The 23,711-nt window shown below is 46.1% G+C and carries 20 protein-coding genes and 2 pseudogenes; 16 read left to right on the top strand and 6 right to left on the bottom strand.

Annotated elements, in window-relative coordinates; all coding sequences use genetic code 11:
- Window positions 1–22: 22 nt before the first annotated feature.
- Window positions 23–268, bottom strand: a pseudogene (locus tag OIU26_RS09595) (GNAT family N-acetyltransferase); the annotation flags it as partial.
- 37 nt (window positions 269–305) lie between these two features.
- Window positions 306–446 (bottom strand): annotated as a pseudogene (locus OIU26_RS09590) (AraC family transcriptional regulator); the annotation flags it as partial.
- Between the two features lie 60 nt (window positions 447–506).
- Here OIU26_RS09590 and csaA point away from each other — a divergent pair.
- On the top strand, window positions 507–839 hold the full coding sequence (gene csaA, locus OIU26_RS09585; RefSeq protein ID WP_264216663.1) for a chaperone CsaA: 333 nt from the start codon (window positions 507–509) through the stop codon (window positions 837–839).
- A 104-nt stretch (window positions 840–943) separates the two neighbouring features.
- A complete protein-coding gene (locus OIU26_RS09580; RefSeq protein WP_264216662.1) occupies window positions 944–1,417 on the top strand; it encodes a DinB family protein in 474 nt (157 codons plus the stop codon).
- A gap of 131 nt (window positions 1,418–1,548) precedes the next feature.
- Here OIU26_RS09580 and OIU26_RS09575 read toward each other — a convergent pair whose 3' ends face one another.
- Complete coding sequence (locus OIU26_RS09575) at window positions 1,549–2,487, bottom strand: EamA family transporter (RefSeq protein ID WP_264216661.1); 939 nt, start codon at window positions 2,485–2,487, stop codon at window positions 1,549–1,551.
- Window positions 2,488–2,596: 109 nt separating this feature from the next.
- On the opposite strand from OIU26_RS09575, the gene OIU26_RS09570 reads away from it, so the two are divergent.
- A complete protein-coding gene (locus OIU26_RS09570; protein ID WP_264216660.1) occupies window positions 2,597–3,484 on the top strand; it encodes an AraC family transcriptional regulator in 888 nt (295 codons plus the stop codon).
- On the opposite strand, the gene OIU26_RS09565 is transcribed toward OIU26_RS09570, so the two are convergent.
- Complete coding sequence (locus OIU26_RS09565) at window positions 3,457–3,690, bottom strand: DUF6809 family protein (protein ID WP_436449037.1); 234 nt, start codon at window positions 3,688–3,690, stop codon at window positions 3,457–3,459. The genes OIU26_RS09570 and OIU26_RS09565 overlap by 28 nt on opposite strands.
- Before the next feature lie 293 nt (window positions 3,691–3,983).
- Between OIU26_RS09565 and OIU26_RS09560 the strand changes: the two genes are divergently transcribed.
- The 6 genes from OIU26_RS09560 to OIU26_RS09535 all read left to right on the top strand — a co-directional run bounded on the left by OIU26_RS09560 (window position 3,984) and on the right by OIU26_RS09535 (window position 7,106).
- Window positions 3,984–4,439: a DinB family protein gene (locus OIU26_RS09560; protein WP_264216659.1), complete on the top strand. Its 456-nt coding sequence runs from the start codon at window positions 3,984–3,986 to the stop codon at window positions 4,437–4,439.
- Window positions 4,440–4,502: 63 nt separating this feature from the next.
- On the top strand, window positions 4,503–5,033 hold the full coding sequence (locus tag OIU26_RS09555; RefSeq protein WP_240664125.1) for a hypothetical protein: 531 nt from the start codon (window positions 4,503–4,505) through the stop codon (window positions 5,031–5,033).
- Window positions 5,034–5,211: 178 nt separating this feature from the next.
- Window positions 5,212–5,469, top strand: a complete 258-nt coding sequence (locus tag OIU26_RS09550; protein WP_264216658.1) for a hypothetical protein — start codon at window positions 5,212–5,214, stop codon at window positions 5,467–5,469.
- Between the two features lie 15 nt (window positions 5,470–5,484).
- Window positions 5,485–5,676: an HAD hydrolase-like protein gene (locus OIU26_RS09545; protein WP_264216784.1), complete on the top strand. Its 192-nt coding sequence runs from the start codon at window positions 5,485–5,487 to the stop codon at window positions 5,674–5,676.
- A 175-nt stretch (window positions 5,677–5,851) separates the two neighbouring features.
- Entirely contained in the window at window positions 5,852–6,598 is a 747-nt protein-coding gene (locus tag OIU26_RS09540; RefSeq protein ID WP_264216657.1) for an SDR family oxidoreductase, read from the top strand.
- Between the two features lie 160 nt (window positions 6,599–6,758).
- A complete protein-coding gene (locus OIU26_RS09535) occupies window positions 6,759–7,106 on the top strand; it encodes a winged helix-turn-helix transcriptional regulator (protein WP_019685981.1) in 348 nt (115 codons plus the stop codon).
- A 502-nt stretch (window positions 7,107–7,608) separates the two neighbouring features.
- Here OIU26_RS09535 and OIU26_RS09530 read toward each other — a convergent pair.
- Window positions 7,609–8,436 carry an HAD-IIB family hydrolase gene (locus OIU26_RS09530; RefSeq protein WP_264216656.1) on the bottom strand — a complete coding sequence of 276 codons (828 nt, stop codon included), beginning with the start codon at window positions 8,434–8,436 and terminating at the stop codon, window positions 7,609–7,611.
- 85 nt (window positions 8,437–8,521) lie between these two features.
- Between OIU26_RS09530 and OIU26_RS09525 the strand changes: the two genes are divergently transcribed.
- Window positions 8,522–9,505, top strand: coding sequence for a LacI family DNA-binding transcriptional regulator (locus tag OIU26_RS09525; RefSeq protein WP_264216655.1), 984 nt, complete (start codon window positions 8,522–8,524; stop codon window positions 9,503–9,505).
- Between the two features lie 629 nt (window positions 9,506–10,134).
- Window positions 10,135–11,292: a collagen-like protein gene (locus OIU26_RS09520; protein WP_436449108.1), complete on the top strand. Its 1,158-nt coding sequence runs from the start codon at window positions 10,135–10,137 to the stop codon at window positions 11,290–11,292.
- Window positions 11,293–11,701: 409 nt separating this feature from the next.
- Here OIU26_RS09520 and OIU26_RS09515 read toward each other — a convergent pair whose 3' ends face one another.
- Window positions 11,702–13,018 (bottom strand): erythromycin esterase family protein, encoded by a 1,317-nt coding sequence (locus OIU26_RS09515; protein ID WP_264216654.1) that lies wholly within the window; start codon window positions 13,016–13,018, stop codon window positions 11,702–11,704.
- Window positions 13,019–13,294: 276 nt separating this feature from the next.
- Between OIU26_RS09515 and OIU26_RS09510 the strand changes: the two genes are divergently transcribed.
- The 5 genes from OIU26_RS09510 to OIU26_RS09490 all read left to right on the top strand — a co-directional run bounded on the left by OIU26_RS09510 (window position 13,295) and on the right by OIU26_RS09490 (window position 23,685).
- Complete coding sequence (locus OIU26_RS09510) at window positions 13,295–17,320, top strand: DUF5695 domain-containing protein (protein WP_264216653.1); 4,026 nt, start codon at window positions 13,295–13,297, stop codon at window positions 17,318–17,320.
- A gap of 135 nt (window positions 17,321–17,455) precedes the next feature.
- Complete coding sequence (locus OIU26_RS09505) at window positions 17,456–18,754, top strand: alpha-glucosidase/alpha-galactosidase (protein ID WP_165080567.1); 1,299 nt, start codon at window positions 17,456–17,458, stop codon at window positions 18,752–18,754.
- A gap of 13 nt (window positions 18,755–18,767) precedes the next feature.
- Entirely contained in the window at window positions 18,768–20,594 is a 1,827-nt protein-coding gene (locus OIU26_RS09500; protein ID WP_165080240.1) for a cache domain-containing sensor histidine kinase, read from the top strand.
- A gap of 16 nt (window positions 20,595–20,610) precedes the next feature.
- On the top strand, window positions 20,611–22,206 hold the full coding sequence (locus OIU26_RS09495) for a response regulator (RefSeq protein ID WP_264216652.1): 1,596 nt from the start codon (window positions 20,611–20,613) through the stop codon (window positions 22,204–22,206).
- A 123-nt stretch (window positions 22,207–22,329) separates the two neighbouring features.
- Window positions 22,330–23,685: an ABC transporter substrate-binding protein gene (locus tag OIU26_RS09490; protein WP_264216651.1), complete on the top strand. Its 1,356-nt coding sequence runs from the start codon at window positions 22,330–22,332 to the stop codon at window positions 23,683–23,685.
- Window positions 23,686–23,711: the final 26 nt, after the last annotated feature.

Raw genomic sequence — 23,711 nt, 5'->3', positions numbered from 1 at the left:
TATTGTGGTACTTACCGTCGGTAAGAATTTTGTCCTTTACAGCAACTAAAAATAAATTTCTTGGTTTTACAGCGTCCATTTGTATGATTTGTTTGAACCTTGATGTATCTATAAATGCTTCCCCTTGCTCTCTATCTAAATTTTCTGTCTCTCCATTAATTTGTAATCTTAATTCAGATAAATCTGCCGCATCTTTGTCGATTGCTGATCTAACGGTATAATGTAGCTCATTCACATAAAATTCTCTCTTTTTGCAGTTGCAGGGTATACCAATGGATCTAATATCAGCTACGTCATTTCTTTATTCATGAATCATTTCTAAATTTGCGGAATTCTTTAGGTGTTTTATTATAATGTTTTTTAAACGACTGAATGAAGTGATTTACGTGATTGAAGCCCACTCTCTGGGCTATTTCAGTTATGGTATATTGTGTTTTGCAAAATATTAAAATTGTTTACGAATTATCGTGAAATTTAAGAAAATAGTGGATGAGGAGAATACTTGCATGGCAACGATTGATGATTTTTTGAAACTTGATATTCGGGTTGGAACCATAATTAACGCTGAGTTTTTTGCAGAAGCTAAAGTACCTGCTATTAAACTTGAAATCGATTTTGGACAAGATATTGGAATAAAAAAATCGAGTGCACAAATTACAAAAAGATATGTGGCCAAAGAGATTATAGGAGAACAAATCATAGCTGTAGTCAACTTTCCTCCTCGACGGATAGCAGGCTTTAATTCAGAGGTATTAGTCCTTGGGGGTATCCCCGAGAAGGAGGACGTGGTTTTATTGAAACCAGATATTAAACTACCTGATGGAACGCCCATCGGATAATAAATTGTTCCTGTTTCATCTGTATCCTTTTCATGAAGAAGGTAATTGGTTGCGAGTATAGAATGAATACCTTAGAAAACTACTAAATTTTGGAGGTTGGTAGCATGTCTGTAGTAGCTCAATATCTTCAGGAATGGCTAAGGCACAGATTGGTGTTGCAAGAATTGGTTGAAGTGATTCCGGATGAACATATTGACTTTAAACCCTGGGACAATGCGATGCCTATGGGTTCCCTAATTGTTCATATAGCCAGTTCTATGGAAATGTTCGTGAAAACCGTAAAAAATGGTACTTTCACTCCACCGTCAAAAATAGATCAATATCACACAATAGCCGATGTACGCAGCATAGTCGTTCAATTGACAGAGGAAACAATCCGAGAATTGAAGGAATTAAATGCTCAGCAGCTAGAAAAGGAGATTGAATTTAAAAACTTCCTTGGCACTGGGAGCTTCTGGCTATCTACGGCGAAAGACCATGAGATTCACCATAAAGGCCAATTATTTACGTATGTACGAATGGTTGGAGTACAAAATATACCTTTTATGATTATGCAACCTCCCCAAAAAACAAATTAACGTTCGGATGTATTATTAAACGAAACCCAAACCGTAGCTTCACCAATATAATGAGACGGCAGCCATAAAAACGGCTGCCGTTTTCTCCATTAAGAAGCAGCTTTATCCTAATGCCTCTCCATAAGCTTAGCTTACTCTGAGAGCGGGATATCTTTTCTTGATTGGTTATTTGAAGAAGACTTTTTATTGAATGCCAGTAACAATATCAGTCCGATGATACACAATACACCAATCCATTGGAAAAAACCAAAGGGTTCTTTTAACCAAAATACAGTTGTTAAAACAGCAGCTAGTGGTTCCAAACTACTTAGAAAGCTTGTTTCTTTAGGTGAAAGGCTTTGTAAGCTTTCTATATAGAACCAAAATGCTATCATTGTGCCGAATATAATAACGAATGCTAGATATAAATAGGTTTCTAGGGTCAAGCTTTTAAAATCGATATGCCAGGGGGGATGGATTAAGCTTAATCCAAAACCGCCAATGACCATCGCCCAACCCACTATAACAAGGGAATCGTATTGCTTCAAAAGAGGAATTGCGTATAAGGTATAAAAAGCTAGGGCTATCGCTGATAAAAGACCCCAAACGATTGCGATCTTCGGAACGGATAGTTGAGAAATGGAACCGTTTGTTAGCAAGAAGAAACAACCCACTACAGCAAGGAAAATAGCTGATAAATCTTTTCGTGTGAAGACAGTGTGCTTTCGCAGAGTTAAATAGATGATAATCATTATAGGCGCTAAATACTGTAATAGTGTCGCAACAGCAGCATTACCACGTTGGATCGATGCCATATACGTATATTGAACCGATAGCATACCAACCAAACCGTAGACAATGAGTTGGAAAGCAGTCCTTCTATTTTTCCATACAGCCCATATTTGTGTACGGTCTTTTATTAAAAATTGAAGGGCCAAGAGTAAAACACCAGCTATGAGCAAACGTGTTGTTACAAGCCAATTTACATCGATTTGTTGAAAAAGTTTTTTTGCAACGGTCCCACTGATCCCCCAAAATATAGCTCCAGTGATAACGAGAAATAATCCTGTTTTTCTAGCTGGTTTATCCATGAATATTCTCCACCTTGAAATATAATAATAGTGTTATAATAGGTGAAAAATATTTTAAATTATACCTGAATTTGATGATAAAATATAAATATATTGAGGTCTTGATAATTTGCAAATAAAAAATTTCATGATTGGCCAAAACCTAAAAGAACTAACCGAGCATCGGACGGTCGTACTACCGATTGCATGTTATGAAACAACGATTAACCAAAATATACATGGATATATACCCCTGCATTGGCATGATGAAATTCAATTTGTTCTGGTTGTAAAAGGGGAAGCGATCTTTCAAATAAATGAGGATAGACAAATCGTACGACAAGGTGATGGGTTATTTATAAATAGTGGCTGCCTACATATGGCGGAAGATCAGAATGAATCGGGTTGCGTCTATGTCTGTTTGAATGTTTCTCCTCATTTCGTTTTATCACAAGAGCTTTATACACCTTACGTAGCTCCTTACATTCAAGCGACGAATTTACCTTATGTATACATAGATTCTGACGAGCTTTGGGGGAAAAACATCGTAGATGCTATGTTGAAGATTAATCAATGTATTCAACATAAATCTCCATACTATGAAATCGATATTACGATGTATTTAACATTAATTTGGAAAAACCTAGTCATGAATGGCTTTCCATTAGAATACGACCAGGTGGAAATGGTAAAGAGTCAACGGATCAAACAAATGTTAAACTGGATCTATTTGCATTATGCTGAAAAAGTCGCATTAGATGATATTGCAAAAGCGGGTCAATTGAGTCGTTCGGAGTGCTGCCGATATTTCAAACGAATTTTAAAGGTAACTCCGTTGAATTATGTCATGGATTATCGGATTCAAAAAAGTTTAGTCTTATTGCAACAAGCAGAATCTAACGTTACAGAAGTTGCCTATAAGGTTGGATTTAACAGTACGAGCTATTTTATAGAAAGATTCAGAAAAGCGATGAATATGACACCATTAGCCTACAAAAAATCTAAACTGGATGATTGATAATTAGGGATTTGATACCCATGGATGAACGCTGCTGCGGAGTGTAGGGAATTGGACTCGCTTAATAAATCAAACAGGACTTCAATTTGCTCAAAATCGTCTTCTGGTAATTTATTTTCAGCATCTCCATAGACGCCACTCGCGGTCGGAGTGCTTTCCATCGCTGTTGTGCCTGGATTTTTTAATCTTACTAAAAAGGTTGGCATTGGGGCACAAAAGCGAACGCTATCGCTTGTACAGCACCATTCTCCACTTCGTTCCTGTTCAACTTGGCCGACTTCTTACAAATCTTACAAACAACCTTATCCTAAACGTTACAGGTAGGTCTGCAACAACGAGATATCTTTCCGAGTCAAGTTTGATTCAAATGGCTTTAGTCCCGATCAAGGGTTTTGTGCAGCTCGTAGAGAATAGTCGTAACAAGAACAACAAATGAAGGTTAAACTAACGTGATACATTAGGTATAAGTAATCGATGAAAAGAAGAGGGGGAGACCGAAATGAAGACAATCAAGTGCATGATGGACCACCTATACTGGGCGGACGGACGCATCTTGGACGCGCTCGAGGAGAGTAAGACGAAGAACAAGGACCTTCTGAAGCTGGTTCGGCACGTTGCGGTCGCGGAACGAGTCTGGCTGGACCGATTGCAGGGCAAGGGTAGCGCGCAATATTCGTTGTGGGAGGAAACGGAAGACCTGACGGCGATTCGGACGATGTTCGAAGAAAACGCTGAGCAATATCGCGTCTATATCGAAGGGCTCAAGGAATTCGAGCTGGATGAGATGATTGACTATGAGAATCAGAGTGGGGTTCCGTTCCGAACGTCCGCCCGGGACATCCTGTCGCAGGTCCTCTTACATGGGCAATATCACCGGGGACAGATCAACCGGGCACTTCGAATCGAATCGGCAGAGCTTGCCCAAGTCGATTACATCACATTCACGAGGCTCTAACGGGGCCTAATAATCACCATAAAATCAAAAGTCGCAGGAAAAATCATCCTGGACGCTATCCTTATGCCGGAGTGGGAATACCGATATTATTCGTACAACGCTCATTGGGATGAGAATGAACAAATGGCATCGATGAGGGACGGCGAAGGGGATCACTATTTTGCGCTGTTTCAGCCAACCGGACTGATCATCAAAGGGTTTGACCAGCGGTTTAATCGGGTGCATGGGCCACATGATGTGCTGCAAGGCGTGCCTAACGAGTTTGAGGGATTTCTAAAGGAACCAGCGTTTATTATGGATGTGGCTACATTTTGCACATGGAAGTTGCAAGGCAACCAGGCATGGTCCGCAAGTAAGGAACTGGATGCCGAGGCCTACCACCTGTTGCATATTTTAAACGGCAAAGCGGATCATTATTATGCTTGGGCAACGGAGTATTACGAGATTTCACTGGACCGGTCGCTCGTACAGCGAATATTCGATATAGAGCCTTTGGATTGGGAAATGCTTAAAGGTCTAGATAAAGAATTAGAACTCGCTGATCTTGAAGAGGATATCCAGGAAATAGGCTATCCGGTAAAAAGGGAAGATTGAAAATAGTATGTACATAGACATTTCCTATTGAAAGTCGCTATTTAAGCGGCTTTTTTTATTATATCGGTGTCAGAAGAAAATAAAATTCTAGACTGATGACGAATCATTAAGCTAACGGGCAGGATAGTTCAAATACGTGGTATCATGTGGTGAGTAATTAATGGAGCCCTCTTTTACAATGTTGAGAATGGGGGAAATCGTGGTCGGCTTGGAATGGGAAGGTTTGTATAGAGAATTGTTGGGAGATGGAAACCAATTGCTTATGGAAGGCGCAATGGATGTCTGTCATCGCTTATCAAAGACCCATCGAATGTTCGTAATCACGAATGGTATCACTTACACGCAAATCAAACGCTTGAAGCAGTCTGGGCTATATAAGTTTTTCGAGGATATCTTTGATTCGCAAAGCATTGGTTATCAAAAACTGAAGGAATAATTTTCCAATTACGTCATAAGTCATTTTTCAGAATTTAATAGAAAGGATGCGCTTGTCATTGGAGATTCATTAAATACGGATATCAAAGGTGGTCTTCAGTCGGGCATTGACACCTGTTGGGTCAACAGAACCGGACAAATAAGTCCGGCAGAAATTAAAAGCACATATACAATCTCAAACTTAATGGAGCTCACTTCCATCTGTTAGGCTGTAAAAACAAACGCTTGTGCCGCCTCAATTATCACTTTTTGGTGACTATATCACAAAAAAGTGGGTACTGTTTTTCTTGTAACTTTTCCCCCATACTATCGTTCATAGGAGGTTCATGAAGCAGACAGAGCATCCTATACCATATAAATCATTATAAAAGGAGTGTAATAGAATGGGGAAATTTGACGGGAAGGTAGCAGTTGTAACCGGAGGTACAAGCGGCATCGGTCTCGCGTCGGCACAACAGTTCGTAAAAGAAGGGGCTTACGTTTTTATCACGGGACGCAGACAACGTGAACTGGATGAAGCAGTAAAGCAGATCGGAAAGAATGTTACAGGTGTCCGAGGTGACATATCTAAATCGGAAGATCTAGATATATTATTCGAAACAGTTAAGCGAGAAAAGGGACACTTGGACATTCTCTTTGCAAATGCCGGACTAGGGTCATTGCTTCCATTAGGAGAAATTACAGAAGCACAATACTACAAGACTTTCGATGTCAACGTGAAAGGAACCATCTTTACAGTACAAAAGGCATTAGCTTTGTTTCCAAATAAAAGAGGTTCGATTATTCTAACGGGATCCACTGCTGGCTCGACGGGGATACCAGCGTTTAGTATCTATGGTGCATCCAAGGCAGCGATCAGACAGCTCGTCCGCAGCTGGATTCTTGATATGAGAGGGACCGAAATTCGTATAAACATCCTTAGTCCGGGAACAATCGTAACGCCGGCGTACGATGAGTTATTTGGCTCTGAACTAGATCATTTCCTGGAACAGGCAAAAAATGATATTCCGCTCGGCAGAGTGGGGCAGGTTGAAGAGATCTCCAATGCTGTCATGTTCCTAGCCTCTAATGAAAGCAGCTATATGAACGGCGTTGAATTATTCGTAGATGGCGGAGTAGCTCAAGTTTAACCAGGACATAATAATTTTCAAACGACAAAGATTTTTAAATCAACTTAAATGCGATTGTATTATCCCCTCCATGTAACGTTCAATTTTTCCTTCAGTGATCCTTGAAGGATCAAGCGATACATGAAGGGGATATTCTTAGATCGGGAGATGGTGCATTGATATGAAAACATTTTTCTGTGAACTGGAAGTTACACTAGAGGTTATCGGAGGAAAGTGGAAGGGGCTTGTTCTGTACTATTTAATAAAAGGACCTAAACGGACGGGAGAGCTTAAGCGACTCGTTCATAATATATCGCAAAAGATGCTGATTCAAACTCTTCGGGAACTGGAAACAGACGGATTAATTCGCAGAAAGATGTACAATCAGGTACCGCCTAAGGTGGAATATTCAACGACGGAACTGGGTCAATCACTTGAACCCATTTTGAGATCGCTTTGTGATTGGGGGGGGAATTACGCAGAGCAATCCTTCGCTCCGGGCGAGATTGAGATTTTGTATCTGGATTAACTGTCGGGGGACAAGAGCATAGTCCCATTTGAAGTCGCTATTTTAGCGGCTTTTTTGTTTTATCGTTTTACGTTGATGTTTTCGAGTGATGAGCAATATTCTAGTACAGGTTACTTCGTAATTAATAAGGTGCACTACAAAACTAAGGACACAAAACTTGTCTCAGAGATTAATAAGTACGTCTTGGATTATGGCAAAAGCATCATGCCCCAGCTGTTGCCAGGAGTCTGAGCAAACAGGTAAGCGGTTGAGGCTAATGACAATGAACCCATTACGCTAACGGGATACGATAGTTCAATACAAACAAGAAGGCAGCCGATCAAAGTGATTGGCTGCCTTTATTTAACTAATGGGCAGGATGGAGTGACTTTTGTGTAGAAAATTAAAAACGAACAAATCAAGTTCGTGCGCAAGATCTAGCGATGCTCTTTGAGTGCCGGTTCGCACGATTTACCGGGACTTAGATCGGCTAAATATAGCTGGGCAAACGCCATAATATGAATTACTCCCTAAAGAAATTTCTGCATACATGCAAAATTCCCTCGGCGTAAGCATAAGGGGCAACGTTGTTGTGGAATGACTTTGCCTCTGCTGTTGCATTCTGGAGAAGATAGCCATGGGCAACCATCTGAAGCATCTCGATGTCATTTCCACTGTCACCGAAAGCCAATGTTTTGGACAGGGGTACCTGACTATAATCCATCAGGAATTGCACAGCCGCTTTCTTTCCAGTTCCTGCGGGGATAAAATCGACATCATATGCGTGCTCCGGATCACCCGCCTTGGGATTGCAAATATTGATATTAATTCCGATCCCATGATTTGCAGCCAGATGCCTGATGATACTTATATCATATTGGGTTTTGACTGCTGATACCGGATAATAATAATAGTTTATTTTGTATCGCGATTGACCCAATTGAGTCTGTTCGTGAAGAACAATGTTGAATGTTGATTTTAATTCGCTAATTAAATCTTCTACATCTCGTCGAGAGAATCCGGAGGCCCTTATGATCTTTGCCCATGATGGAACAGCGACCAGTTGTCCGTCAGGCTCGACTTCCCACAACTCTGTGCCCAGATTGCTCGCTATAAAATGGGGGAGCTGCGTCATACCGGCTATATTCATTTTTGCTTGTATTTGCTGAACACTACTTCCGGTGACCCAAGCTATCTTTACCTGATGATTTCTGGCAAGCTGCTGGAGGTATTGTTCCAGTTCGTACACCATTTTGAGTTGTTCAGGCAAACATTCATGCGGATAATAAGTTTCGTCAAAATCAAACAATATCAGATATTCGGTTACAGCGGGGGTATATATGACTTTCATGAGTGTAGCTCCTCCTATAGTTTGTTAACGATATCATAGTTGCAGGGAACGTTCCCAGGTCAATACTTTAGATGAGGTGTTAATTTTGCCCACCATAATTGATATTTCACGTGTAAGTGGTCTCTCCAAGTCGACGGTATCACGTGTTTTAAATGACCATCCTCATGTATCTATTGAAAGCAGACAAAAAGTACAGAAAGCCATTACGGAGCTGGGATATGTCCGCAATACGCAGGGGGTTCAGTTGCGTTTACAGGCAAGCAATCATATCGGTGTGCTTGTCCCGGATGTGGAACATCCCTATTTCAGTCAGCTTGTTAGTGCATTAAGTCGATCTTTAGGCTCAATGGGGTATCAACTTGTCATCTATCAGACTGAATTATCCCGGGAGTATGAACGTGATGTGTATGCCCGATTGGCACGCCGAGAAATGGATGCCGTGGTCATTGCGCATTCCCATTTCTCAGAGAGAGAAATTAAAGAATATATAGGCTCTTACATTGGAATTATATGCAACGAAGCGATGGACGGAGAGTTTCTTGATGTCTTTCGATTGGATGAAGAAGATGCGGTCTTTCAAGCGACAGCATATTTGCTGTCCAAGGGGCGCCGTCATCTGTTTTTCTGTATGGATCACCTGACACAATTGCAAGAGAAAAGATGGAATGGGTTTCAACTGGCTCACCAACAATTCGGTCTTGCCTGTACGAAATCACAATGTTATACGGGTCTGATGACTATGGAAGATGGTTATGCCTTGGGAGAACAATTATTTACTTCTGATCAATTGCCGGATGGAGTGATAACAGGTAGTGACTTTGTAGCTACTGGTTTATTGAAAGCAGCAAAGCAGAGGGGGATATCTGTGCCTCAAGAGATGTCCCTCATCGGATTTGATAACCACCCTGTAGGATTAATGACTAATCCGGAACTGACCACATTAACCAATCGTATTCCTGATATGGTAAGGGATGTTACGGAATGTCTTGCCCAGCGATTGAAGGGGATGCGATCTGCTCCTATAACGAAAATTTACAAGACTTCGTTGATTATACGTAATTCTACTTAAATAAAGTGAAGTGAAAGACAAAGAAAAAGAAGGATAGTGAAATCCTTCTATCGGTCAGGAATGAAACATGTCTGAAGAGGAATTGAAGCGTTATAGATTTCTCGTTGTGGTACTTGAATTTCTAGACAAAATGGAGCATTTAGTTAAATCTATGCGGTATTCGATATAGTCGTGAGACGATGTTTGTTGTATTTATCACAGAAATGATTCAACTAACGGGAAACGATACACTGTCGCGGCAAATGTTCCCTCTTCCATTGAAGTAACGGGCAGAATAGTTTAATCATTAAGGTTTTCTTGGCTCTTCTCGGATGTTGGGAACTGTGAGGTACAAAAAAAGACCCAAATGTGATTTTGGTTGACGCAGTGAAGGATGATTTAAATTATGTAATCATACTGAAAGAGTGTTGTGGTTTGTGGTATAACATCACCCTACTAAACACCCAATATTCTAAAAATGGTTTTTAGTCTAGCGAATAACCGGCCATTCGTCCATGCCTAAAATAAACAACTCACGTACACTGAACTATATTTATAGGGAGGTGTCGTTGTTGAGTTGTCTGGATAAAAAAAATCGTGCAAAAAGAAAACCACATTTGTTTGTCATCCAAAAGAAAAGAAAAAAGAAACTGTTGAGTTTTCTGGATAAAAGAAAATCGTGCAAAAAGAAAACCGCATTTGTTTGCCATCCAAAAGGGAAAAAAAAGAAACGACGTCTTCTAGTTATTAAAAAAATAGTGCGGGTACCGTGTCCCCCACCTAAAGGTCAGCAATTACTTCAAGGACTTGCGGGAGCAATTGCAGAAGCTGGACCTCAAGGACTTGCAGGAGCACTTGGCCCCCAAGGATTGGCAGGGCTTGCAGGAGCAATAGGGGCACTCGGACCCGAAGGACTTGCAGGAGCACTTGGCCCCCAAGGATTGGCAGGGATTGCAGGAGCGATAGGCGCACTTGGTCCCCAAGGACTTGCAGGAGCACTTGGCCCCCAAGGATTGGCAGGGATTGCAGGAGCGATAGGGGCACTTGGCCCCCAAGGACTTGCAGGAGCACTTGGCCCCCAAGGATTGGCAGGGCTTGCAGGAGCGATAGGGGCACTCGGACCCGAAGGACTTGCAGGAGCACTTGGCCCCCAAGGATTGGCAGGGCTTGCAGGAGCAATTGGCGCAGCTGGGTTGGCAGGACCAGCGGGACCAGCAGGACCAGCGGGAGCAGCAGGACCAGCAGGACCAGCAGGACCAGCAGGACCAGCAGGACCAGCAGGACCGGTAGGACCAGCGGGACCAGTAGGAGCAACAGGACTAACAGGACTAACAGGACCAGCAGGAGCAACAGGCCCAGCGGGACCCGCAGGGCCGGCAGGTGGAGTATTAGGCTTTGCAGACTTTTTTGCCTTGATGCCTCCTGATAATGCAGCAACTGTTGCTCCCGACACGGACGTAAGTTTTCCGCAAGATGGTCCAATCAGTGGGACTGAAATTACGCGTGTAAATGCGAGCTCATTTAACCTGGCTGCAATTGGTACTTATCAGGTTCTGTTTCAGGTAGGTGTAAATGAACCGGGTCAACTCATTTTAACACTCAACGGCGCTGACCTGGCTTATACGGTGGTCGGGCGTGCAACAGGTACTTCTCAAATAGTAGGAATGGCTCTTGTGCAAACAACGGTCATAAATTCAGTGCTCACAGTTCGAAATCCTGCTGGTAATGCCGCGGCACTCACGATCACTCCATTAGCTGGAGGAACAAGGCCAGTTTCCGCACACCTTGTTATTACGCAAATTGCATAAAGGAAAAGAAATGCCGTGTTTTTTGATAATAATACCAATATCAAATAGAGGCCTACGACATAAATGTATTGCGTTTTAGCGATCACTTCCCAAGACCGACAGGACCGAATATTGTGGAATGAGCAAGGAATCAGGCACATCCGTCCGTCCGCCATATGCACCAGACGGAAAGACAGGAGATAGGGGGTGTTTCTCCAGATTTCCGTGATGGGGACATCCCTTTTTTGATAGATGCATAAAAACTAACGGACCGTTTAGTTCAATAAAAAAGCAGCAGGCCCAGATTAATAAAAATAAAGTCCGTGCCTGCCACTTTTTGTATTGGAGCCAGTCTCATAGTTATTATCCGAAGCCTGACGGTAAACGTTACCCCGCCATCCAGCATCCCACAGATGTTTCTTGCGAGCTGTTATTCTGAAAATAAAGCATCCGTTGCAACCGGCTGAAGGATAGGCAGTGGCTGAAGGGCGGTGGTCCGATCGAGATGAACAAACGCATTATAACGATCTGCCATGCTGGAAGGCACGTAATTGCCGAACCGCTCATGAGCAGGCTCGTACACCACACCGATGGCACGGTGGCCAATGGTCGTATGCAGCATGGAAGATGCATCGGAGAGCATTATCATGCCATCTCGGCTGCCTCCCGCCTGGTGCATGTAATACTCCCAGCTTCCCGGCTGTCCGGGCGGGACGGTCATTTTCTCAACCGGAGATCCCCAAGCTCTTCCAGCCAGTACCTCGCCCTGATAGGTCCCGAAGCCAATGGCAAACACCCGATGTTCTGGATCCTCCCGCAGCAGCTGACCCACATTAACCATGCCATCCGCCATCATATCCGTTGCCCGCGCATCACCGATATGCGTATTATGCTCCCAGACAATGGCTTTTGCCGAGGCCCCGTAATAGGACATGATTCGCTTGAGGGATTCAACCATATGTTTGTCCCGTATATTCCAGGACTGTGGGCCGCCCCGGACCATCGTACGATAGTAGGCCTCCGAGCTGGAGGTGACGAGCATGTTCACCTCTGCATTCAGCTCTTCCTCACTTCCCGGATACGCCATGCGCCGGCTCTGCATCTGCTGTAGCAGCTCAACCACTTCTTTCTCACAGCTCTCCGAGAGCAGTCCTGCCGCAATGCCATAAGACTGATGGTCCCTGCTATATGGATCGAAACAGGCGTATGTCCTGCGGGCCTGTTTCAGTTGGGGAGAATTGGTCTCCTCCAAATAACCGATAATCGCTTCCATCGATTCCCATAACGAGTACATATCAATGCCATAAAATCCAACCTTCGCACGGACACTGCCGCAGCCGTGATTCGCCTCATTGTACTCCTTGAGCCACTCCGCGAAATCACGAATGTCCGTATTCGCCCACATCCATGTCGGCCAGCGGGTAAAATCACCCAGTGCATCGGCTGCCGAGGAATCGGCCCCCTCCATCCCTTTAACATACCGGTTCACCCGATAAGCAGAGGGCCAGTCTCCTTCCACACCGATAATGTTAAAACCCTTGCTTGTAATTAGCTTCTTCGAAAGCTCGGCCCGAACTCGGTAGAAATCAGAAGTCCCATGGCTCGCCTCACCGAGCAGCACAATATCTGCATCTCCGATGGCCTTAACCATGCGGTCCAGATTCTCCATTCCATCCAATGGGATAAATAATGCATTCAGCTCTTTCAAATAAGCGTTTTGCTCTGGTGGATTATCATTCGAATTCATGAAGTTGTTCCCTCCTACAGACGGTATGAGTGAATTATTTCCGATTTGTCCATTCATTAATCCAAAACATGGTGTCTGTTGGTATAAATGATTCATCCCCCGATTAGGTTGAAATCCTATATAAATCGGTTGAAAATGTTGATTTTACCAATGGACAAGGATTTGTACAATAGAGTTGTAGCGCTTACATTTCCAAGGAGGTTGCGGCGAAATGAAGAGACTTCAGCTGATTGACAAGCAAATCAGGACCCCGAGATCGAAAAGGAGGCCGTGTTGATGAAATTTAAGGGAATATTGGCGGCATTTTTGTTTTTAACCACAGCGTCCGTGTTGTTTGGGACGCATACGGCAGAGGCCCATGAACTATCCAATGACAAGCTGACGATTCAGACAGGCGAGCATGGCGAGATTTCATCTATCCGTATCAAGGGAGATGCTTTTCCGACCGAATATGTCATGAACGCAACGGTGACACCTGAGCAGAACACGGCAGATCATCAGTGGCTAGGGGAGCTGATGTTCACGTATCGACTGGATGGAGGTAGCTGGACGAAGGCATGGACGAATAAGTCGGCAGACGCGCGTAAGATCACGACCAGCGGCAACCGCGTTACGGTCACGTACGAGAACTCAAGTAACGCAGAAGGCATACGCAATTTTAAAGTTATTGAAACCTATTCGGCGGAGTCGAATGGTTCAGTGTTGTGGAATATACAGGTACAGAATACCAGCGGCAAAAAATTGGAGATTGGTGATTTTGGATTGCCCCTACCTTTTAATGAGCAGTGGACTTATGGTGATGCAATTTACGAAACGAGAGTCGTGACGCATTCCTTTGTCGGCAATAACAGCTCCTATATTACAGCTGGGCGTCCCAGCGGCATTGGTTCTTCCCTGCTATTGATCCCTGATTCCACAACAGGCGCTGGTTTTGAGTATCAGGATCACTGGCGGGATGAAGAGCATCCGGGTAGCAAGTGGGCCTGGAACCCGGCCAACGAAGGCAAGTGGTTGGAGGGATTGAATGTATTTTATATTCATTCCAATGTCATCAAGTCTACCAACCGTGGGTATTTGCCCAATACAAGCCTGATCCTGAATCCAGGACAAAGCAAAAACTATGGCTTCAAGTTCCTGGCGGTAAAGGACGAGCATGATGTAAAAGATACGTTGTATCAAGAAAACTTGGTGGATACTACAGTCGTACCGGGCATGATTGTGCCTACGAATCAAAAGGCGAAAGTGGATCTGCGTACCAAGCAAACGATTAACAAGGTGACCTATCCAGACGGAACCGTTATTCCGCAGACGGATAGCAAGGCTGGAGGACATCAGATTTATGAACTGAAATTTACTAAGCTGGGTCCGAACTTCATAACGGTAGAATACGGCAATGGCAACAAAACGGTTTTACAATTCTATGCCATTGAGCCGATTGATCAGGCGCTGCAACGGCACGCTACTTTTATGGTAGACAAAACCCAGTGGAACGTGCCAGGTGATCTGCGTGATAAGGTATTTGACGATTGGATGATGCATACCAAATCCAAACGCAACATTTTCAATGGCTATTGGGGCTGGGGGGACGATTGGGGTCTGACCCACGGACAGTTCCTGGCTGAGAAAAACACACTCTCTCCAGTCGCCAAAGAGGTGCGGGCCGTAGACGATTATTTGGAGACGGCAATTTGGACGAATCTGATGAATGGACATCATGAGGATTATTTAATTCATGATTTCCTGATGCCGGAGCCCAATGATACACCGACCTATCGGGGATATGCATACCCGCATGTATACAACACGTATTTCAGCATGTATAAGATTGCCAAGGAATACCCGGACCTAGTCACTTACAAGCATCCGAAGGAAACCTATTTGCTGCGGGCTTATAACATTTTCAAAGCATTGTATGAAGGACCCGTTGCGTACAACTGGGAAACAGGTTTGATGGGCGAGCTGACCACGCCGGATATTATTCAGGCCCTTCATGATGAAGGCTACGATGATGAAGCGAACGATCTCAAGGAAAAAATGGACCGCAAATATAATAATTTTAAAAATACAAAGTATCCTTATGGTTCTGAATATAGCTACGACAATACAGGCGAAGAGGCTGTATATACGTTAGCCAAGCAGAATATAGATACAGAGGGTGAGCAAAGTAAAGCCCTGGAAATGATGGGTAAAATCAATGCCAAAACTCGTGCATCACGCGGCCATATGCCTGTATGGTACTACTATACCGATCCGGTGACGATTACCGGGGAGAACTGGTTTAACTTCCAGTACACGACTTCACTTGCGGGATATGCGATGGATGACTGGATTCGTCATCATGAGGACAATCATCGCGAGGAGCAACAACGGCTGTCCTATGCAGCCAAAATTGCCAATGTTGGAGCGATTAACTCCGGGCAAATCAGCTCGGACCCTGAGAACATCGGGGCGGTTGCATGGACGTATCAAGCAGAAAAAGGCAATAACGGTACAAACGGCACCGGCGGCGGTAAAAATGTTCCGCTCTTTAACGGCTGGCGAGGCATGAGCGGTGAGGCTGACCTCGGATTGTTTGGTGCACTTAAAACCTTAAGCGCGGATATCGCGATTGATCCGATTTTTGGATTGACGGGCTACGGTGCAGAGGTGAGTAAAAGCGGTAACGTTTATACGATCAAGCCGCTGGACGGTTTGTTCAAACGAGTCAACCTGATTACGGAAAAGCTGTATATCGAGCTGGAAAAGGACCAGTATACAGAAGCCAAGCTGGCAACATCCAAGGATTATGTATGGCTCCAATTGAAAAATCAAACGCCGGGCCAAGCTCATTCTACGTACGTTACATTTGATGGCTTAAAGAAAGGAACGTACCTGGTTAAAGTGGGTGGTCAATCACAAGGCAAGTTTAATGCGTATGCACCAACCAATAAGCTTAAGTTGGAAATGGGTACAGCATCCTCCTATACAGTAGAGCTGACACCCACCACACCTGATCCCAACAAAGCACCTGTCGTTGATGCAGGCAAGGATTCCAAGGTGAAGCTGCCTGATCAGATTATTCTGAAAGGTACAGTTACAGATGATGGACTTCCGCAAGGAAAGGTGACCAGCGAGTGGAGTCTGGTTGAAGGACCACAGAATGCGAAGGTTACATTCAGCAGCAAAACATCACTACGCTCGAAGGTGAACGTTTCCGAACCAGGAACGTATATATTCAAGCTGACAGCCAGCGACTCCCAGTTATCAGGAGAGGCTAAAGTAACTGTGATAGCTGAACCGGCGGCACCGTTACCTGAACAGCTTGCAGTTTACAAGTTCGACGAAGCCAGCGGTGCTGTTGCTGCGGATTCATCGGAAAGCGGCAATGATGCTACCGTTAAGGGAACTGCGGCATGGGCTGCGGGGAAAAGAGGCAACGCTGTGAGCCTGAACGGCAAGGACAGCTATGTGCAGCTTCCGGCGGGGATTGTCAGCCGGGCACAGCAATTGACCGTATCCGGCTGGGTCAAAGCGAACAGCCTGAGCGACTATGTGCGGATTTTTGACTTCGGCTCCGGGACCAATGAATATATGTTCCTGACTCCTAAAGCCGGGAACCGGATGCTATTTGCCATTACGAATCAAGGTAACGGGCAAGGACAGGAGCAGACGATTGATGCCCCTGTATTGCCGACAGGCGTATGGAAGCATGTTGCAGTCACGCTTTCGGGCTCCACAGGTATTTTGTACGTGGATGGGAAAGAAGTGGGACGCAATACCAACCTGACCTTGAATCCAACCAGTCTGGGACAGACGAAAAATAATTTTATCGGTAAGTCCCAGTACCCTGATCCGTATTTCAATGGTCTGGTGGATGAATTCCGGATCTATAGCCGTGCTTTGAATGCAAACGAGGTGGCAGGTCTGGCCTCCGGTACAGCACAGAGTCTGACGGCAACTGAGAACATCACTGCGTTAAAAGAGGTGAATATAACAACTCATGTCGGTGAAAAACCTGAACTGCCAAGCGTAGTGGAAGCTACGTATGGAGAAGGCTCCACCAAATGGGTGGCTGTGGAATGGGAGGATATAGACTCTGCACAATATGCTGCTCCAGGTTCGTTTGAATTGAAGGGCAAAGTGGAAGGGACAGAGTTAAAGGCAATGGCCAAGGTGACTGTGATTGAGGTAGGGGCAGTGACTTCACCGGTAACTCCGATTAGCCCGGAGACTTCAGTAACCCCGCCAACTACGACATCCCCGGTAACATCTGTCTTACCGTCTCGGCTTATCAGCCCAGCTAAATCAGTGGGAGTATCCTGAATAAGAGGCAACAACGCATAGTCATGGCTAATCTTTCCCATCGTCACTTTCTTCCTGCAAAGGGGGAGAGTGGCGATGGGTATCCTTGCATTTGAGGTGCACAGCTGCGAACAAAATGTGAATGGGGGACAAAGTATGAGCAAGATTACATTTCTGGGTGCAGGCAGTACGGTGTTTGCTAAAAATGTGCTTGGCGATTGTATGTTGACACCTGCTTTGCAGGGCTTTGAACTGGCGTTGTTCGATATTGACCCTGTTAGGCTGAAGGATTCGGAAAATATTTTATCCAATTTGAAAAAAACAACGGGGAGTACCTGTGTGATCCGCTCCTACACTGACCGCAAGGAAGCACTGCGTGGAGCGGCCTATGTAGTAAATGCCATCCAGGTGGGCGGTTATGATCCGTGTACGATTACAGATTTTGAGATTCCCAAAAAATACGGACTGCGCCAAACGATTGCTGATACGGTTGGTATTGGCGGTATTTTCCGCAATTTAAGAACGATTCCGGTGATGCTCGATTTTGCGGCAGACGTGCGCGAGGTGTGCCCGGGTGCACTGTTTCTCAACTATACCAATCCGATGGCTGTGTTGACGAACGTGATGAACGTACACGGTGGTGTCCGTACAGTAGGGCTGTGTCATAGCGTACAGGCGTGTATACCCGAGTTGTTCAAAAGCCTCGGCTTGGAGCAGGAAGGTGTAAAGGCAAAGATCGCAGGCATCAATCATATGGCGTGGCTGCTCGAAGTGAGCAAGGATGGGGTGGATTTGTATCCTGAGATTAAAAAACGGGCTGTCGCCAAGCAGCGGGAAAAGCATCATGATATGGTACGCTTTGAAATGATGCTGAAATTCGGCTATTACATTACGGAATCGTCCGAGCATAATGCAGAGTATCATCCGTATTTTATCAAACGGGCATATCCTGAGCTAATTGAACGCTTCAATATTCCCTTGGATGAATACCCGCGCCGCTGCGTGAGCCAGATTGAACGCTGGGAGACAATGCGTGAGGAACTTTTGGGCGATCAGGATCTGCGCCATGAACGGTCGAATGAATATGCTTCTTATATATTTGAGGCAATCGAAACCAATCAGCCCTTTGCCATTGGCGGGAATGTGATGAATACAGGTTTGATTACCAATCTGCCGAAGGAAGCCTGTGTAGAGGTACCTTGTCTAGTCAATCGTAATGGGGTTACACCGACCTTTGTCGGGGATTTGCCGCCTCAATGTGCTGCACTGAACCGGACGAATATTAATACCCAGCTGTTAACGATTGAAGCTGCAATGACGGGAAAAAAAGAACACATTTACCACGCCGCTATGCTGGACCCGCACACCTCGGCAGAGTTATCCATGGATGATATCGTTTCTCTGTGCGACGACCTGATTGCAGCGCACGGGACGTGGCTTCCAGCTTATGTGTAGGGGAGGCAGATGAATGGGGGGCAGGGGGCGTCAAAAGTTCGCCGGGATTCCTACGATCCGTGGGAAATTTATCGTATTGACGCTGGTGCTGACCGTCATTCCGATGGTAGTGCTGACCTTTACCTTTTACCGGATCGCGGCCCATTCTCTTGGTGAGAAGTCGGAAGCGCTAGCAATGCAGTCCCGGCAAATGAGCGAGAATTATGTTAATGCGACACTCTCCGATCTGAATGATCTAACCAATGCCATTCTCAGCAATCCTGATGTGCAGTCCACACTGGAGACCAAGCCGGAAGATGATTATGAATACTTACGGAACGACGAAACACTCAGCATGGTCGTCCGTACGCAAACCCAGACCAAGCCGTATATCACGTCCTCCCTCATCTATGCCGCCAATGGCGGACTCAAGCATTCACTCTATCAAGGGAATGTTTCGGTCCGTTTTGGCGGCCTTCCTACATTAGAGGAAGCACGTGTGTACTACCGCCGTCTGCTCGCTGAGCGACCTATGATGTGGATGGCTCATCCGCCGTTTAAATCAGGACGCGGGATGGCGGAGGATCGTATATACGTCGGGAAGCTGCTGCGAAAAACGACTGGAGACTATGAGCCGCTTGGATTTTTGCTGTTAGAAATCGATAAGGCCAGTCTGTTTCGGGGGCTTGCTTTTCATGAAACAGATAGCAATACCCAGATGTGGGTGCTGGATCAGGAGGGCGAGCCTGTATACCGATTGCCGGAGCAGAGTGCTGCGGACCCATCGCTATTGCGACAAATCGCCCAATCTGCTGTAGATAGACCCGTGCTTACGAAGGACTGGAGAACATGGAACGGCCGCCAGACGATGATTTCCTATGGCCCGTTAAATGAGGGACAATGGACGCTCCTGCAAAAAGTCGATCAGTCCGTGTTATTCGAGGATGCGCGGCAAATCGGGGCCTGGACCATCTGGACCTTTTTGATTGCACTGGTGTTGGGCTGGATGCTGTCTTATCGGCTGAGTGATACGATTCGCCGCCCCCTGCTTCAATTGAGCCGATTAATGGCGGTGGATGGGAGTGTGACCACCACAGCCTCAGCCCAAACTTTTGAAGCTCCTGCTTCCGTTGTGTTTAACCCTAAGGATGAGGTGGGGCAGATCGGGGAGCGATTTCTTCATATGATGCAAAAAAATCATGAGCTGTACGGGCAGGTTTACGAAGCGTTGCTGTCGCGCAAGCAGGCCGAGTTTCGCGCGCTTCAGGCGCAGATTAATCCGCATTTTTTGTACAACACGCTGGAGTCACTGAAGGGAATGGCATTGGCGAATGGGCAACGGGATATGGCAGAGGTAATCGGTGCCTTCGGTAAATGCTTTCGTATTTCGCTAAGTTATGGCCGAGAGCAAATCAGTTTGGGACAGGAAGTCGAGCATGTAAGCGCCTATGTGAAGGTACAGCAGTTCAGGTTTCGAGATTCGTTCGAATGGATTTGCGAAGTCGAGGAGGATATTTGCGGGTTTTACGTACCCAAGCTGATTCTCCAGCCACTCGTTGAAAATGCTATTTACCACGGTTTAAAAGGTCGTACCGACCGCGGCTATATTATGTTATCCGGTGCTAGGGAAGGCGATGCTTTGCGTTTAACGGTCAGTGATGATGGGGGCGGTATTGGAGCCGAGCGTCTGGACGATATTCGGAAGTCGCTAGATGCCGAGCGGGGGAGTGCGATTGGCTTTGGACTGCGTAATGTGCATGAACGTCTTCGACATTATGGTCCCCAATATGGTCTGTCTGTGACAACCGAGCTGGGTCAGTACACCTCGGTTACCTTACTGGCACCCATTCGAACCGAATAAGAAAGGGGAGGATGGCATGTACCGGCTGCTGATTGTGGACGATGAATATCATATTCGGGAAGGACTGAGGCTGATGGTGGCGGAAAGTGACCTGTCAGTGGAAGTCAGTGATGTGGCGGGGGACGGCGCAACGGCATTACGTTTGTATATGGAGCGGCGACCGGACATCATTTTACTGGATATTAATTTACCGGATATGAGTGGGCTGGACATAGCAAAAACCATTCGGGAAAAGGATCAACAGACCCCATTATTATTCCTGACAGGGTACGAATCTATGACGTATATACGTCAGGCGGTTTCGCTTCAAGCGGTTGATTATTTGCTCAAGCCGGTGACAAGCGAGGATTTTGAAGCGGCTCTGAGACGGGCTGAGGATCGCATTGCGCAATGGCGAAGAAGCGAGGAGGAAGCTATTCACCGTCACCGTTCATTGGAGCCATTGTACAGGGAGCACTTGCTGCTGGATCTGCTCCAGCAGCGACGCCCAGCAGCCGAGGTCATTCAGGAGATGGACGGGCTAGGATTTTCCATCGAGGCGAGTGGGCCGCCTTATACTGTGCTGTGTTGCGAGCTAGAGGAGGCGCCGCAGCAGGAGACAGCCGCTACTAGCAATACACCACACGGTTCCATGTATGGAAGCAGCCATGTATTCGCCGGACTGGCGGAAGAGGCTGCGGTAGCAGCCGGGGCGAAGGCGCACAGTACAGCGGTTTCCCGCGATCGGCGTGTTGTGCTGCTGGCGACGGCATCTTGCAGGGCGGCGGAGCGGACGGCACAGCAGATTCGTCAGGCGGTGCAGGAACGATTGAGCCAGGGGATGTCCATCGGGATTAGCCGTCCCGTACAACGGATGGAGCAACTTTCCGAAGCTTATGAGCAAGCTGTGCAAGCGGCGGAGCATCGGGGGTGGGTGGGCTATAGCCAGATCATCCCCTATGAGAGTATTCAGGCGGCCGAGCCGAACAGCAGTCAATTACTGGAGAAGGAACTGCTCATGATTACGGAAATTCGAGCAGGCAATGATGCTGCCGTACATGCGATTTTGCAGGAATGGTCTGGACAATTAGCGGGCTTGCCTGTCAATCAGGTGAAAATGATCGTCACTCAGCTCGTCCTGTTCGTTATGCGCATCGTTCAGAGCGATGCATTCGAAGGACAAACATCCATACAGGAGCAGGACCCATTATTGGAACTGTCCCGATTGCGGCACGGGCCTGAGATGATTGATTACGTGTCGCGCTATTTTGTCCGGGTGGGGCGCCAAGTCCGGGAATCGCGCGAGAAGGGGATTCCGCGCAAATTCCAACGCGCCAAAGAATGGATTCGTGAGCACCTTCAGGAGGATGGCGGATTGAACCGTCTTGCAGAGTACATGAACATGAGTCCCAAATATTTGAGTGCCCGTTTTAAGCAGGTTACAGGTGAAAGCTTCGCTGACTACCAGACGCGTGTGCGCTTTGAGCGAGCCCGAGAACTGCTGTTGGACCCGAATCGCAAGGTAGCGGAGGTAGCGGAAGCCGTGGGCTTCGCAGATACGAACTATTTTAGCATTGCCTTTAAAAAGCATACCGGATTAACGCCAACAGAATTCCGAAAAACATTTTTGTAAACGCGCTGTTAAAAAAATCATACCAAAACAAAGAGAGTCTGGAGTCGTTAGGTGGTCGGCTACGGGCTCTCGGCGCATAATAGGCTTGTAAGGAGAAACCAGTTCAGGAAGGGGCCGGTTGATTTGCGGAAACGAAGGTTACGGACATGGATGGCTCTGGTGATGACGGCGATGCTGACAGGGCTGACGGCTTGCAGTGGTAACGCTGGCGAACCGGCTAATCCCAATGCGGTCGAACTCAAGTTTATGTACTGGGGGAGCAATGACGAGAAGCAAGCGATGGAAAAGATGATTCAAAGCTTTAATGCATCCCATCCGAACATTCGGGTGAAGGGCGAGCATGTCCCTGGTGACTACACTACGAAAATTAACACGTTAATGGCTGCCAATCAGCTTCCTGATATCGCCTACCTGGGCGATTCGCTCACGATGAAATGGGCAAGTGAAGGCAGACTCCTAGATTTATCCTCCTATTATGACGAATATCCCGAATTAAAAAACAAGCTCAAATCCTCCTATCTTTACAGCGAACCCGGCAAGTCTATCGGTAATTACACTGCCTTGGAAGTGATGCAGCTATTTTACAACAAGGAGTTGTTTACAGAAGCAGGGGTACCCGTTCCTCCGGCTGATCCTGAAAAAGCGTGGACATGGGATGAATTTCTGGAGATTGCCAAAAAGCTAACCAAGGATCAGAACGGCAAGCATCCGGGAGACAGCGGATTTGATCCAAAAAATATTGTGCAATACGGCTTTGCCTTCGGCAACGACCGCAGTTCATGGGGGCCGCTCTTAGCGAGCAATGGCGGAGGTTTAACCGACAAAACAGGCAAGAAGTACACCCTGAACCGTCCTGAGTCGGTGGAGGTATTCCAGAAGCTGCAGGATTTAGTTTTCAAGGAGCATGTTTCTCCTGATTTGATCCAGCAGCAGGACATGCCGTCCAATACGATTCGGCTCCAGACGAGAAAGGTTGCAATGGTGGTAGACGGAACATGGTCTCTGCTCGATTTTTCAAACAACAAGCAGCTGCAATGGAGTATTGGCGTTTTACCAAAGCTTAAAGAGCCCAAAACGATGATCGTTGCGGGGGCCACAGTCATTTTCCAGAGCACCAAGCACCCGAAAGAAGCGCTCGAATTTTATTTGTACCATAACGATCCCGAAAAGGTGGATCTGTTCAAGTCCGGTCTGTGGATGCCTATCGAAGAGAAATATTATACCGACGAGCAGGCTATCCAGTCGTGGACGAATAATGCCGCACATCCACCGGAATTTCAGCAGGCTGGCATCAAGTATGCCAGAGATTATGCAATCAAGCCGTCAACTTCTACCCTGCGTAACTGGCCTGATATTGGTTCCAAGCTGACCCCAGGGCTGGATCTGATCTGGACGAACAAGAAGACACCGCAGCAGGCGCTGGATGAACTGGAACCCATTATTCAGCCACTGCTTCAAGGAGTATACCCGGATGAATAATGCGGCAGGACAGCTGCGAAAGGAGA

Source organism: Paenibacillus sp. BT-177 (genome assembly GCF_025846815.2).
GTDB lineage: Bacteria > Bacillota > Bacilli > Paenibacillales > Paenibacillaceae > Paenibacillus > Paenibacillus polymyxa_C.
Note: the sequence above shows the minus strand (reverse complement) of the source record. Positions and strands in the feature narration are given on the sequence as shown.

Coding starts and splice junctions, on each gene's coding strand:
- OIU26_RS09510 (WP_264216653.1), top strand. CDS start 13,295: ATGAAATTTAAGGGAATATTGGCGGCATTTTTGTTTTTAACCACAGCG.
- OIU26_RS09565 (WP_436449037.1), bottom strand. CDS start 3,690: ATGCCAACCTTTTTAGTAAGATTAAAAAATCCAGGCACAACAGCGATG.
- OIU26_RS09555 (WP_240664125.1), top strand. CDS start 4,503: ATGCCGGAGTGGGAATACCGATATTATTCGTACAACGCTCATTGGGAT.
- OIU26_RS09515 (WP_264216654.1), bottom strand. CDS start 13,018: ATGAATTCGAATGATAATCCACCAGAGCAAAACGCTTATTTGAAAGAG.
- OIU26_RS09500 (WP_165080240.1), top strand. CDS start 18,768: ATGGGGGGCAGGGGGCGTCAAAAGTTCGCCGGGATTCCTACGATCCGT.
- OIU26_RS09505 (WP_165080567.1), top strand. CDS start 17,456: ATGAGCAAGATTACATTTCTGGGTGCAGGCAGTACGGTGTTTGCTAAA.
- OIU26_RS09495 (WP_264216652.1), top strand. CDS start 20,611: ATGTACCGGCTGCTGATTGTGGACGATGAATATCATATTCGGGAAGGA.
- OIU26_RS09560 (WP_264216659.1), top strand. CDS start 3,984: ATGAAGACAATCAAGTGCATGATGGACCACCTATACTGGGCGGACGGA.
- OIU26_RS09580 (WP_264216662.1), top strand. CDS start 944: ATGTCTGTAGTAGCTCAATATCTTCAGGAATGGCTAAGGCACAGATTG.
- OIU26_RS09575 (WP_264216661.1), bottom strand. CDS start 2,487: ATGGATAAACCAGCTAGAAAAACAGGATTATTTCTCGTTATCACTGGA.
- OIU26_RS09535 (WP_019685981.1), top strand. CDS start 6,759: ATGAAAACATTTTTCTGTGAACTGGAAGTTACACTAGAGGTTATCGGA.
- OIU26_RS09530 (WP_264216656.1), bottom strand. CDS start 8,436: ATGAAAGTCATATATACCCCCGCTGTAACCGAATATCTGATATTGTTT.
- OIU26_RS09550 (WP_264216658.1), top strand. CDS start 5,212: ATGTTGAGAATGGGGGAAATCGTGGTCGGCTTGGAATGGGAAGGTTTG.
- OIU26_RS09540 (WP_264216657.1), top strand. CDS start 5,852: ATGGGGAAATTTGACGGGAAGGTAGCAGTTGTAACCGGAGGTACAAGC.
- csaA (WP_264216663.1), top strand. CDS start 507: ATGGCAACGATTGATGATTTTTTGAAACTTGATATTCGGGTTGGAACC.